The 13,216-nt window shown below is 33.2% G+C and carries 11 protein-coding genes; 3 read left to right on the plus strand and 8 right to left on the minus strand.

Annotated features, from left to right (window positions below; genetic code table 11):
• Positions 1-31 precede the first annotated feature (31 nt).
• Both Q1W72_RS04880 and rluF read left to right on the plus strand, forming a co-directional pair.
• On the plus strand, positions 32-883 hold the full coding sequence (locus Q1W72_RS04880) for an alpha/beta fold hydrolase (protein WP_302137513.1): 852 nt from the start codon (positions 32-34) through the stop codon (positions 881-883).
• Between the two features lie 96 nt (positions 884-979).
• Entirely contained in the window at positions 980-1,792 is an 813-nt protein-coding gene (rluF, locus tag Q1W72_RS04885; RefSeq protein ID WP_099713300.1) for a 23S rRNA pseudouridine(2604) synthase RluF, read from the plus strand.
• 42 nt (positions 1,793-1,834) lie between these two features.
• On the opposite strand, the gene Q1W72_RS04890 is transcribed toward rluF, so the two are convergent.
• The 8 genes from Q1W72_RS04890 to argS all read right to left on the minus strand — a co-directional run bounded on the left by Q1W72_RS04890 (position 1,835) and on the right by argS (position 10,472).
• Positions 1,835-3,223: a DUF4153 domain-containing protein gene (locus Q1W72_RS04890; RefSeq protein ID WP_302137514.1), complete on the minus strand. Its 1,389-nt coding sequence runs from the start codon at positions 3,221-3,223 to the stop codon at positions 1,835-1,837.
• A gap of 54 nt (positions 3,224-3,277) precedes the next feature.
• Positions 3,278-3,571 carry a transcriptional regulator gene (locus Q1W72_RS04895; protein ID WP_099713301.1) on the minus strand — a complete coding sequence of 98 codons (294 nt, stop codon included), beginning with the start codon at positions 3,569-3,571 and terminating at the stop codon, positions 3,278-3,280.
• A gap of 2 nt (positions 3,572-3,573) precedes the next feature.
• A complete protein-coding gene (locus tag Q1W72_RS04900) occupies positions 3,574-4,188 on the minus strand; it encodes a hypothetical protein (protein ID WP_099713302.1) in 615 nt (204 codons plus the stop codon).
• A 361-nt stretch (positions 4,189-4,549) separates the two neighbouring features.
• Positions 4,550-5,476 carry a magnesium transporter CorA family protein gene (locus Q1W72_RS04905; RefSeq protein ID WP_099713303.1) on the minus strand — a complete coding sequence of 309 codons (927 nt, stop codon included), beginning with the start codon at positions 5,474-5,476 and terminating at the stop codon, positions 4,550-4,552.
• Positions 5,477-5,700: 224 nt separating this feature from the next.
• Positions 5,701-6,582 carry a bifunctional 5,10-methylenetetrahydrofolate dehydrogenase/5,10-methenyltetrahydrofolate cyclohydrolase gene (locus tag Q1W72_RS04910; RefSeq protein ID WP_302137515.1) on the minus strand — a complete coding sequence of 294 codons (882 nt, stop codon included), beginning with the start codon at positions 6,580-6,582 and terminating at the stop codon, positions 5,701-5,703.
• A 78-nt stretch (positions 6,583-6,660) separates the two neighbouring features.
• Complete coding sequence (gene ffh / locus Q1W72_RS04915; RefSeq protein WP_099713305.1) at positions 6,661-8,010, minus strand: signal recognition particle protein; 1,350 nt, start codon at positions 8,008-8,010, stop codon at positions 6,661-6,663.
• A 128-nt stretch (positions 8,011-8,138) separates the two neighbouring features.
• The gene (locus tag Q1W72_RS04920) at positions 8,139-8,609 is read right to left on the minus strand and encodes a hypothetical protein (RefSeq protein WP_099713306.1); all 471 of its coding nucleotides are present in this window, start codon (positions 8,607-8,609) and stop codon (positions 8,139-8,141) included.
• Between the two features lie 72 nt (positions 8,610-8,681).
• Complete coding sequence (argS, locus tag Q1W72_RS04925) at positions 8,682-10,472, minus strand: arginine--tRNA ligase (RefSeq protein WP_099716161.1); 1,791 nt, start codon at positions 10,470-10,472, stop codon at positions 8,682-8,684.
• Positions 10,473-10,765: 293 nt separating this feature from the next.
• Between argS and Q1W72_RS04930 the strand changes: the two genes are divergently transcribed.
• Positions 10,766-13,174, plus strand: coding sequence for a TonB-dependent receptor (locus Q1W72_RS04930; protein WP_121341078.1), 2,409 nt, complete (start codon positions 10,766-10,768; stop codon positions 13,172-13,174).
• Positions 13,175-13,216 lie beyond the last annotated feature (42 nt).

Below are 13,216 nucleotides of genomic sequence, written 5' to 3' on the forward strand. Positions count from 1 at the left end.
TAAGTCCCGATACACATCGGGACTTTTTTTTATGAAAAAAATATTATTTTTTATATTCACTAAATCTATTGGGATATACATTAACCTTTTGAGTTTTGTATTTCCAAAAAAAGCTTCGCAACTTGCGTATGCCTTTTTTAGTGAACCTCGAGATGGCAAATTATCAAAAACCAGTCTTCCGGAAATTCTACAAGAAGCACAATCTGAAACGTTTCACAATGGAGAACATTCCTTTCACACTTATACTTGGAAAGGGAATGACACCGTAATACTTTTAGTTCACGGCTGGGAAAGCAATGCTTCTCGATGGGGAAACTTGCTTCCGTATCTAAAAAAATCAGGAAGTACCATTATTGCAATTGACGGTCCTGCTCATGGATTATCCAGCGGAAAAGAATTTAGCATTCCTAAATATGCGGAATTTATTCATATTGCTGTCGAAAAATTCAAACCTCAATATCTTATCGGTCATTCTATTGGCGGAAAAACCTGTTTGTATTACCAATCTGTTTATCAAAATGACTCCCTAAAAAAAATGGTGATTCTAGGATCTCCTAGTGATTTCAATATCATATTAAACAATTACATTACGTTATTGAGTTTAAATGCTAAAATTTCAAAATCTTTAGAAGATCATTATCTAAATAATTTCAAACTCAGTCTGGAACAATTTTCAGGTAAATTATTTGCTTCTAAAATAAGTATAAAAGGACTAATTGCCCATGATATTGACGACACGGTAGTTTTATTCGAAGAAGGAAAAAAAATTGCCGGAGCATGGGAAAATGCAGTTTTTATTGAAACCAAAGGCTTAGGACACAGTATGCATGACGCCGAATTGTATCAAAAAGTATCTGATTTTTTATTTGAATCGGATAACTAAATAAAACATCTGCGAAATTTTTTACATATTTCCTGTTTTTACAAATAAACAAATAACCGCATAAACGATTAAACAATTTAGTACTACTTTTGCAGTATGGAAGAAAATTTAAAACGCCTCAATAAATTCATAGGAGAAACTGGGTATTGTTCCCGTCGCGAAGCTGATAAAATCATTGAAGAAGGTCGTGTGACCATCAATGGTGTCGTTCCCGAATTAGGCACAAAAGTTTCCCCAAATGACGAAGTGCGTATTGACGGTAAACTAATCCGTGAGAAAAATGAGAAACCAGTTTATCTTGCTTTCTATAAACCTGTAGGAATCGAGTGTACCACAAACCTTGATGTTCGTAATAATATTGTGGATTACATCAATTATCCCAAACGTATTTTCCCTATCGGAAGATTGGATAAAGCCAGTGAAGGCTTGATTTTCATGACTAATGACGGTGATATCGTCAATAAAATATTACGCGCGAGAAACAATCACGAAAAAGAATATACGGTAACTGTAAACAAACCTATCACCGATCGTTTTATCGAGAGAATGGGAAATGGAGTTCCTATTTTGGACACCGTTACCAGAAAATGTAAAGTGGAACAAATTAGTAAATTCACTTTCAAAATTATCTTGACACAAGGTTTAAACCGTCAAATTCGTAGAATGACAGAATATTTAGGATATGATGTTACGGCTCTAAAACGCATCCGAATTATAAATATTTCACTTGATGTTCCTGTGGGACGTTACCGTGATTTGACCGATGCTGAAATCAAAGAATTAAACGAATTGATTGAACCTTCAAGCAAAACTGAAGAAGCGAGTTTACCCAAAACGGAAGCGCCAAAAAGAAGGACTGAATTCATAAAAAGAGATGATCCCAGATTTAAAAAAAGAGGCGATTATTAAAAATATAAAAATCCCATCCGCCGCAGCTGATGGGATTTTTTTTTATTTATTAGTTTCCAAAAACTCAAAATAGAGCGATCTCGACAAAATTGTCTCATTTTGAACACGCGCTACTTGCCCTTCTTTATAATCATATTTATCTTCCACATTTTCCGGATGGAGTTTAAAATAATCATAATAGGCTTTATGATTAAAATTCAAACTTCTCAGAAAACGTTGTTCAACACCTTTGTTTACCGAAATATTATAATTGGTAATCAGATTTCCCCAGTTGACAAAACTGCATAGTAAGATTGTTCCGTAGAAATACCAAATCATTTGATTGAAAAGAAAAGCATTTGTTTTTTGCTTGGTGATTTTTATAAAAGAAATAACCAATCCAATTATGGCTAGAATCAAGAATGCATAAACACCCAATCTTTTATAAGTCAATCCGAAAAACGAAACGTATTCTGAATTTTTGATGATGGCACATAGTATTAAAATTCCGTTTAAAAGAATCCAAATCTTAGCTAATTTTTTAAGATTTTTTGCTTTTTCATCAAAATTAAATCCTCCTTTAAAATAGAATAAAATAACACCAACTGCCATTATAATTGAAAGAATAACGGCAGTAACTCTTTCATGTGTATCAGAACTTAATTTAGATTTTTTGACCACTTCAAAAAACTGTTCGTAATTATAAGTTGCAATGAAAATCAAAAGCAACGCATTTAAAAGAAACAACGTAATCTCACCACTTCTTCTTTCAAAATCAATATCCAGAAATGAAAATGAATTTTGATTTTGTGTTTTGGCTTCTTCCTTAAAATCATTGTCCAGTAAATCATTCTTTTCATAACAAACCTCAGGAATCCAATAATTCCAGAAAGTGAACGAAATAAAAAATCCTAAAGCGGTAAGTACAAATGCTTGCCACGCATCAAGATCTAAATAATAACCAGTAAACAAAGACGAAAAATGATCGCTTCCAAAAGAATATACGATTAAAAACAACCCAAGAAATAGGATTGGAATAACAAAATAAGCAATCAGTTTTTTAGCAAAACCGTTATTGACTTTTCGCTTAGGAAGATATTGACTGAACATCAATATGCGACCTAACGAAGCGATTCCGTTGATAAACACCAAAGGAAAAGCCTGTAACAATTTAAGTTTTGGCTCCTGGGTTTTGAATTGTAAAAAGATAATCGACAAAGCCATAGCTAAAAAGGATGGAAAATCAGCATACCAGGCAAACGCAAAACAAGACAGAACCGATGTAACCACTAAAACCAAATGCAACCTACTGGTAAATTTCTCTTGGAAGAAATAACATATTAAGGCGGTTTGCAACATCCCGAAAATGGCCCAATTAAGACCCAAATCTTCGTTGTAAAAAAGCAGTGTAAAAACCAAACTGCTGGCTAAAATAAAGTGTAGTTTTTTCATAATAAAAAATTTAAAAGTACTTTGCATTTCAAAGTATAAAGTTAAAAAAAAGGGTTATTTCGATTTGATTAATTTTTCTAGACTATTTAAGTGGGAAACAAAAGCTGCTCTACCCATATTGGTAACACGATACGAGGTTTTTGGTTTTTTACCTACAAACTCCTTTTTTACTTCTATATATCCTGATTTTTCCAATGCAGAAGAATGACTTGCTAAATTACCATCGGTAATATTCAATAAAGATTTCATTTCAGTAAAATCAATCCAATCGTTAACCATCAAAACAGACATAATGCCTAATCTGACTCGACTTTCGAAATCTTTATTTAATTTATCAATGATACTCATTTCTATTTGTATTTTTTGAACACAATTATTCCGTAAAGGATATGCAAAATTCCAAATCCTATTGCCCAAAAAACAAGTCCAAACCCAAGATAAAAAAGGGAAATACAACCTAAAATAATCTCACATGCACCTAAATATCTAATATCCGAAAAAGTATATTTACCAGCATTAATAAGTGCTAAACCATAAAACAATAAAGTGACAGGAGCAATAAGAGCAAATAACTGGTGGTACAAAAGTGCCATGCAAAACACGCCTCCAACCAATAAAGGAATCGCTAGATTCAGTAACATTTTTTTAGTAGTGTTAGTCCAAACCGGTAAATCAAACTTTTTACTTTTTCTCAAAGTAAAAAATATACCCGATCCTAATGCTAAGACCAAAATTGCCAAAGCAATGAATGCCAGTTCGATTATTAAATCATAACTGTAGCTTTTTTGCTTACCATCAAAATATTCAATGCCATTATACTTAAACAGCTGATAGGCATAAATTGACCCAGCCAATGCAAATAACCCGGCAAATACTCCTGAAAGGCCACTTAACGAAATAAATCTTGAAGAGCGCTCCATCATGGAACGAATATGTGATAAATCTTCTTGAAGCTTTTGACTCATAAATAAAGTACTTTGAATTACAAAGTTATTTATTATTTTTAGATTTCAAAATAGAAAGGGAATTATTTTTAATAAATATTTATTAAAAATAATTCCCTTTCTATTTAAAAGAAAAGATTGGTGTAAAAGATTCGTTTGCTCAGAATCTATTTTGAGCCTGCTTCCCAACCTCTTTGAATCTCACCAATAGTAGAATCCCAGTCGTAAATTGTCAGTATGATAAAAAGCGTAGCAAATCCTAAGAAAAACATTAGTACGTCTCTGTTTGAAATTTTCATTTTTATACTATTTAATTATTTGTTTAAATATAAAATTAATTAAAACAAAAACCGAAAAAAGTAAGATTATTATTAATTAAAAATCAAAACCATCTTTTTCTTTTGAACAAAAACACACCAAAAGCAGATAACAAAACGGATACAGAAATGACAATCCATATTCCATAGCGGTTATCTTCTAAATCATTAGGGACATTCATTCCATACAAACTGGCAATCAATGTTGGAATCATCAGAATTATCGAGATTGAAGTCATCTGCTTCATAATCGTATTCATATTATTAGAAATCACAGAAGCATACGCATCCATAGTTCCCGTCAAGATGTCGCTGTAAATATTAGTAGTTTCTTGTGCCTGACGCAATTCAATTTCAACATCTTCCAATAAATCCAGATCAAAATGTTCTTTTTGAGATTTTATATTCTTGATTCGATGCAACAAAATATCATTTCCTTTCAAGGAAGTCATGAAGAATACCAAACATTTTTCTATTTGTAGTAAAGCCTGCAATTCTTCATTCTTAATTGACTTTTCTAGATTGTCCTCGGCTAATTTTATTTTTTGGTTGACTTGCTTTAAATATTTCAGAAACCAAACACTGGAAGAAAGCAATAACTTCAACACTAAATCGAAGTTATCTTTAATGTTGATATTCTTGCGTTTTGTATATGTAACGAAATCCGTAAGCATTTCCGTTTTATGAAAACTGATAGTCATACAAACTTCTCCTTTAAAAACAACTCCGACAGGAATTGTATGAAAAGGTAATTTTACATCATTACTTTTCACAGGAATTCGCATGATTATCAAAGTCCAACCATTTTCAATTTCTATCCTTGGTCTTTCGTCAATATCTTCAATATCATTATAAAATGCTTCGGGAATTTGTAAGTCTTCGAGTAAATATTTTTTTTCTGCTTCGGTAGGACATTCAATATTTATCCAGCAGTTTGGAGTCCATTCTGTAGTGGCAATTAATCCGTTATTGTTTTTGTAAAAAGTTCTCATTTCAAAATTCTATAGGTTTATTTACAGCATCTTGAAAATAGTTCAAGAGCTATATTAGTTCAACATTTCCGAATAATAATCGTCCATTTTAAAGGTCTTTTTTTTAAGTGGTGCAAAAGTATTCTTTAAATTCCGTTTTAACATCAATTATCAGAATTTTATACATTTTAAAATAAAAAAAGCCTTAAACGTATGTTTAAGGCTATCAATTAAAAACTATTTTTTTATTTATTTCTTTTCATTTCCCTTGCCAAAAGCGTGTTTTTCAACAACATTGCAATGGTCATAGGCCCTACTCCACCTGGAACTGGAGTGATAAAAGATGATTTTTTACTTACATTTTCAAAATCAACATCACCCGTGATTACATATCCTTTTGGGTGTGAGGCATCTTCTACTCTGGTAATACCAACGTCAATTACTACCACTCCCTCTTTTACCATATCGGCTTTCAAATAATTCGGAACACCAAGAGCGGTGATAATAATATCAGCATTTTTGGTGTATTCTTCAATATTTTTGGTTCTACTATGCGTAAGTGTTACCGTTGAATCACCAGGATATCCTTTGCGACTCATCAAGATACTCATGGGACAACCCACAATATGACTTCGTCCAATAACTACGGTATGTTTGCCAGCAGTTTCTACTTTGTAACGCTCTAACAATTCCATTATTCCATAAGGAGTTGCGGGCAAAAAGGTTTCCATTTCCAAAGCCATTTTTCCGAAATTGGCAGGATGAAAACCATCAACATCTTTATCAGGATCAATAGCCATCAGGATTTTCTGCTCGTCAATGTGTTTGGGCAACGGCAATTGAACGATATAACCATCTAAATCACTATCTTCATTTAGTTCTTTTATTTTTGAAAGCAACTCTGTTTCAGTAATCGTTTCTGGCAATGCCACTAAAGTAGATTCAAAACCAATTTGCTGACAAGACCGCACTTTACTGCCAACATAAGTTAAGCTGGCTCCATTAGTACCAACAATAACGGCTGCTAAATGAGGTACTTTATCCCCATTGTCTTTCATTTTTTGTACTTCTGCAGCGATTTCAGTCTTAATATCTTCCGCTGTTTTTTTTCCGTCTAGTAGTTGCATTTTAATTTAGTTTATAGTTTTAAAGCCGAAAGTCTTAAAGTCATTACAACCTTAAGACTTTCGACTTTTGACTCATTTTTATCTCATTCCCGGCATTCCGCCTTTCATGCCGCCCATCATCTTCATGAGGTTTTTTCCTCCTGGGCCTTGCATCATTTTCATCATCTTGCTCATTTGTTCGAACTGCTTCATCAATTGATTTACCTGCTCAATTTTGGTTCCTGAACCTTTGGCAATTCGAGCTTTTCTTTTTACATCAATCAAAGCCGGCTTGCTTCTTTCTATTGGAGTCATCGAATGAATGATAGCTTCAATATGTTTGAAAGCATCGTCTTCAATCTCAACATCTTTCATGGCTTTTGAAGCACCTGGTATCATTCCAACCAAGTCTTTCATATTACCCATTTTCTTTACTTGTTGAATTTGAGAAAGGAAATCATCAAAACCGAATTCGTTTTTAGCAATTTTCTTTTGGATTTTTCTTGCTTCTTCTTCGTCAAATTGCTCTTGGGCTCTTTCTACCAAAGACACAACGTCTCCCATCCCCAATATTCTTTCGGCCATACGAATTGGATAGAACACATCAATTGCATCCATCTTTTCCCCAGTACCTACAAACTTGATTGGTTTATTAACAACCGATTTAATCGAAATTGCTGCTCCACCGCGCGTATCACCATCTAATTTGGTTAAAATAACACCATCAAAATTTAATCTTTCATTGAAGGCTTTTGCCGTATTTACTGCATCTTGACCTGTCATTGCATCAACAACAAACAAAGTTTCATTAGGTTGAATCGCTTTATGAACGCGTTCAATTTCGTTCATCATTTCCTCATCAACTGCTAAACGACCCGCAGTATCAACAATCACTACATTGAATCCATTTGCTTTAGCATGCTTGATTGCATTTTGAGCAATTTCTACTGGATTTTTATTTTCTGGTTCTGAATAAACCTCTACTCCTATTGAATCTCCAACAACATATAATTGTTGAATCGCCGCAGGACGGTAAATATCACACGCAACCAATAATGGTTTTTTATTCTTTTTTGTTAAAAGATAATTTGCCAATTTTCCTGAGAAAGTAGTTTTCCCAGAACCTTGCAAACCTGACATCAAAATAATCGATGGATTCCCTGAAAGATTGATTCCGGCAACATCACCACCCATTAATTCTGTCAATTCATCTTTCACTAACTTCACCAATAATTGTCCTGGTTGAAGGGTAGTCAATACATCCTGACCTATTGCTTTTTCTTTTACTTTAGTGGTAAAATCTTTGGCAATTTTAAAATTGACATCGGCGTCAAGCAAGGCACGACGAACTTCTTTTAGCGTTTCGGCTACATTTACTTCGGTGATTTTTCCATGACCTTTAAGTATATGAAAGGCTTTATCTAGTTTATCGCTTAAATTATCGAACATAGTATTGATTTATTTTGAGATGCAAATTTAAGCATTTGATTTTGAAGTTGTATTCATAATATTATAAAAAAAACAGCCTTTTTTGAGACTGTTTCTAAAGTTTTAGTAAATCGTTAAACGATATAAATTTATTTTTTTTCGAAAGTCAAATAATTGATTCCATCAACATTGCCAGATTTACTTTTTAACCGAACCTTAGTTTCCGTAATTTCAGTAACATCCCAATGCTGCGTTAACTCAATTAATTTATCCGGACTTGAAAACGAAATGGCAAAATCCAAATCATTATCTGGATTATCATCAATACTATTCGATTTTACAACGGACCAATTTCCAGTAAAAATATTTTCACCATTGCTGGAAGTCAAAATTTCATTCGTTCCAAAAGTAAAATTATATCCTAAATATTCACTGGTCATATTGCTATTTTTATCAAGAAAATAGCTCACTTTCCAATTTCCTTGACTTAGTATACTGTTTACCTGTGCCAGATTATTCTTTTCAACAGATACTACTTCGGGATCATCAGCACAGCATGTTCCGGCTACATTCAGCAAAAACAGACCAAACAAAAGCGGGTAAAAAAATATCTTTTTCATGATCAAAATATTTATTTGATACTAAATGTACCAAAAAAATATTATTTTCACAATGAATGCCTTAAAAAAATATTACATTCTCTCCGGAACGTTAATTCCTAACAATCTAAATGAGGCTGCAATAGTATCTGCTACTTTTTTAGACAATTGAACTCTGAAAATTTTCTTCTCTAAATCCTCTTCTCCAAGAATAGGAACAGCTTGATAGAACGAATTGTATTCACGAACTAAATCATAAGTGAAATTTGCAAGCAAAGCAGGACTGTGATGCTGCGCTGCATTTTGAATAACTTCAGGGAACAATTCTAACTGTTTTACTAGTTCTTTTTCTTTTTCATGAAGCACAGTCATTTTTGATTTATTCGAAAAGTCAAAATTTGCTTTACGAATAATCGATTGAATTCTGGCGTACGTATATTGAATAAACGGCCCAGTATTTCCAGCAAAATCTACCGATTCTTCCGGATTAAAAAGGATTCGTTTTTTAGGATCCACTTTTAAAATATAATACTTCAAAGCGCCTAAACCAATCGTGTTGTATAATTTTGCTTTTTCTTCTGGAGAATAGGAGTCTAATTTCCCTAAATCTTCTGCAATTTTTTGTGCTGTATCTGCCATTTCCTGCATCAAATCATCGGCATCAACAACAGTTCCTTCACGACTTTTCATTTTCCCCGAAGGCAAATCTACCATTCCGTAAGACAAATGGAATAAATTTTTAGACCAGTCAAAACCTAATTTTTTCAAGATAAGAAACAACACTTTAAAGTGATAATCCTGCTCATTTCCTACCGTATACACCATTCCGCCAACATCTGGATAATCTTTCACACGCTGAATCGCCGTTCCAATATCCTGCGTCATGTAAACCGCAGTACCATCTGAACGCAATACAATTTTACGATCTAAACCTTCTTCCGTCAAATCTATCCAAACCGAACCGTCAGGATCTTTTTCGAAAACGCCTCTGTCCAAACCAATCTGAACGACATCTTTCCCTAATAAATAGGTGTTACTTTCGTAATAAAAACAATCGAAATCAACACCAAGATTTTTATAGGTTTTAGCAAAACCATCATAAACCCATTGATTCATGGTTTTCCACAGTGAAATAACGGCTTCATCCCCAGCTTCCCATTTCAACAACATTTCCTGTGCTTCCAGAATGATTGGCGCTTGTTTCTTGGCTTCTTCTTCCGTTTTGCCTGCGCTCATTAATTGCGCTATTTCTTCTTTGTATGCTTTATCAAAAGCTACGTAATAATTTCCAACTAATTTATCTCCTTTTAAACCTGTACTTTCCGGCGTTTGTCCGTTTCCGAATTTTTGCCAAGCCAACATCGATTTACAAATATGGATTCCTCTATCATTAATGATTTGAGTTTTATACACTTTTTTACCCGAAGCTTTGATAATTTCCGCTACTGAATATCCCAAAAGATTATTACGTACGTGACCTAAATGCAAGGGTTTATTAGTGTTTGGCGAAGAATATTCCACCATTACCGCTTTGTCTTCTGTCCCGAAGCTTCGGGATGGAGTAACGAAACCAAATTTAAAATCATCTTTTATTTCTCCGAAGAAATCCAAATAGTAGTCATCTGAAATAACAATATTCAAAAATCCGGAAACCACATTAAAACGACTTACCTCAGCTACATTTTCAACTAAATAGTTTCCTATTTTATTTCCCAATTCTACTGGATTACTTTTAACAACTTTCAACAATGGAAAAATAACCATTGTAATATCCCCTTCAAATTCCTTGCGTGTAGTTTGAAATTCAACTTTATCAATAGTAACGTCGAACAAGACTTTTACAGCTTTTTCAATAGAGGGCGTAAGAATTTGTGGTAATGTCATTTCGTGTATTGGTTTTAAGGCTGCAAAGATAGTCATATTGCAGTAATTTGAAAATTGGAAAACAAGATAATTTACACCTAAAAATGAAGTCTTTAACCTTGTTCAAGGTAGAAATCCATATTTTTTTCAAAAATCGATGTAACAAAATCCATGTTCAGAAGTCTATTAAGTAAATTTTAATATTTCGTATTTGTTAAAAAATGTTAAATATTATTAAAAAAGGTATTATGTTTAACATAGTATTATATAAAAGAATATATTTGCATCATCAATCAATTAAATCAAACTCAATCATGAAACTTAAATTACTTTTAATCTGCTTTTTCGGAACGTTGTTTTCGATGCAGGCCCAAACTTCGGTCAAACCGACAATTCTGGAAAACTCTGGAATTATCTCTGGAAAAATCACTGACAAAAAGACTAACGAACCATTACCATATGTAAATATTGTGGTAAAGGAAAATGATAAAGTCATCACTGGCGGCATTACATCTGACAAGGGAACTTTTCAAATAAAAAATTTAGCTTTAAAAGATTACACCGTTGAAATCCAATTTATAGGTTACAAAACAATCTCAAAATCGGCAAAATTATCAGAAGATAATAGCATCAATTTTAATACAATTGCACTAGAAGAAGATGCCGTACAACTAAAAGGTGTAGAAATTGTAGCTGAACGTTCTACTATTGAACAAAAAATTGACAGAAAAGTAATCAATGTTGGAAAAGACTTGACTACTGCTGGTGCAACTGCATCCGAAATCATGAATAACATCCCTTCTGTAAATGTAGATCAGGACGGAAAATTATCCTTACGCGGCAACGAAAACGTACGTGTTTTAGTAGATGGACGTCCTAGCAATATTGAAGCTTCACAATTATTGAAACAAATTCCATCCACTTCTATTAAAAAAATTGAATTAATCACTAATCCAAGTGCCAAATACAATCCTGAAGGAATGTCTGGAATTATCAATATCGTTTTACATAAAAATGCAAATGACGGATTTAATGCCAGTGTTAATACGGGTCTAACATTTGCACAAACACCAAAGATTAGCAACTCGATTAACATGAATTATAGAACCGGTAAAGTGAACTTTTTCTCCACTTATGGGAATAATTTTGGTAAACGATTCAATGAAGGACAAATCTCAAGACTTGACGACAAATCTAATCAAATGTTTGATATTGTGAATGATAACAAATCTCATTTATTCAAAATTGGTATGGATTATTACATCAATGACAAAAACACTATTTCTGCCTATACTAATCAAAACATATTTGTTGGAGATGGTATTGTGGATGTGAACATTGTAAATCCTGATGCCTCACAAAATTTGCTACTGAATTCTAAATACTTTTCAGATAATACGGACGGTACTTATAATTTAGTTTACAAACATTTAACCAAAAAAGAGGGAGAAACGCTGGATTTAGAAATAAACCACAGTATCTATTCTGAAAATCAAAATGCTGACTTTAGAACTACTTTTAATAATCCAAGTATTCCTACTAGCTCTTATACCGATAATCTTGACGAAAAAAGAAGAAATTCTACTATCAATTTAGATTATGTAAATCCGCTAAATGACAAGACTAAGCTAGAATTGGGTGCCGAAAGCAGAATTGTAAGAACCGAAAATAATTACATCACCAACAACAGTTCTTTATCCAATTCTGATTACACCTATGATTTAGATATTTATTCGGCTTATGCTACCTTTGGACAGAAATTCAAAAAAATAGGATACCAATTGGGTGCTCGTTTTGAAAGTTACAAGGTAAGTGCAATGTTAAACGGCGCTACTGCTTACAAGGACGATTACTTCACTGTATATCCTTCGGCTTCGATGACTTATTCTCCAACCGACAAAAATCAGTTTCAAATCAGTTTCAGCCGCCGTGTAGACAGACCTAGCTTAGACCAAACTAAACCCATCAGAGAATTCAGCACACCAAGAGTAACCTCAATAGGAAATCCTGAATTAGATCCACAATTTACCAATTCGATTGAATTAAATTATACTAAGACAATTACTAAAGGATCATTCACCACAGGTCTTTTTGTACGAAGCATCAATAACGAAATCAACAGAATTCTCTATCCAGATCCACAAAATCAGGACCAACAAATTATGAGTTTTGATAACTTCGACAACAACACAGCCTATGGTTTTGAAGTTTCTTTAAACTACAAAATCAATAGTTGGTGGGACATCCAACCGGCAATAGATTTTTCTAGTATCAACCAAAAAGGATTGGTTTCAGTATTTAATTCAACAAGCAATTCATTTGATTTGGTTTCCAAAGAAGTTACTGCGTCAGCTTTCAATGCCCGTTTCAACAGTAATTTCAAAGCAACTAAAAGCCTTCGTTTTCTTTTATTCGGATTCTACAGATCTGGGGTTGACGGTGTGCAATTTAACGGTAAAGAAATGTATAAAATTGATGCTGGCGGACGTTATTCATTCCTAAAAGACAAAGCCACGTTAAGTTTTCGTTTCAATGATGTTTTCGACACTATGAAAGCTGGTTTTGATGGACAAAACCCTTATCCGCAAGTAGGTCAATTTACTTGGGAAAGCCAATCGGTTTATGTTGGTTTCAACTACATCTTTGGTGCAGGAAAAAACAAAAGTTTACAACGTAAACAAAGAGACAACAATACCAAACAAGACGGTGGAGGATTGTTTTAAACGAGAAATATAATGCTTATAAAAATTAGTTTTAATATTTTG

This window comes from Flavobacterium sp. ZE23DGlu08 (genome assembly GCF_030505335.1).
Taxonomy (GTDB): Bacteria; Bacteroidota; Bacteroidia; order Flavobacteriales; family Flavobacteriaceae; genus Flavobacterium; species Flavobacterium algoritolerans.

Bases quoted from the DNA above. Each gene is read 5' to 3' on its own strand.
- Q1W72_RS04880 (WP_302137513.1), top strand. From the start codon at position 32: ATGAAAAAAATATTATTTTTTATATTCACTAAATCTATTGGGATATAC.
- rluF (WP_099713300.1), top strand. From the start codon at position 980: ATGGAAGAAAATTTAAAACGCCTCAATAAATTCATAGGAGAAACTGGG.
- Q1W72_RS04890 (WP_302137514.1), bottom strand. From the start codon at position 3,223: ATGAAAAAACTACACTTTATTTTAGCCAGCAGTTTGGTTTTTACACTG.
- Q1W72_RS04895 (WP_099713301.1), bottom strand. From the start codon at position 3,571: ATGAGTATCATTGATAAATTAAATAAAGATTTCGAAAGTCGAGTCAGA.
- Q1W72_RS04900 (WP_099713302.1), bottom strand. From the start codon at position 4,188: ATGAGTCAAAAGCTTCAAGAAGATTTATCACATATTCGTTCCATGATG.
- Q1W72_RS04905 (WP_099713303.1), bottom strand. From the start codon at position 5,476: ATGAGAACTTTTTACAAAAACAATAACGGATTAATTGCCACTACAGAA.
- Q1W72_RS04910 (WP_302137515.1), bottom strand. From the start codon at position 6,582: ATGCAACTACTAGACGGAAAAAAAACAGCGGAAGATATTAAGACTGAA.
- ffh (WP_099713305.1), bottom strand. From the start codon at position 8,010: ATGTTCGATAATTTAAGCGATAAACTAGATAAAGCCTTTCATATACTT.
- Q1W72_RS04920 (WP_099713306.1), bottom strand. From the start codon at position 8,609: ATGAAAAAGATATTTTTTTACCCGCTTTTGTTTGGTCTGTTTTTGCTG.
- argS (WP_099716161.1), bottom strand. From the start codon at position 10,472: ATGACATTACCACAAATTCTTACGCCCTCTATTGAAAAAGCTGTAAAA.
- Q1W72_RS04930 (WP_121341078.1), top strand. From the start codon at position 10,766: ATGAAACTTAAATTACTTTTAATCTGCTTTTTCGGAACGTTGTTTTCG.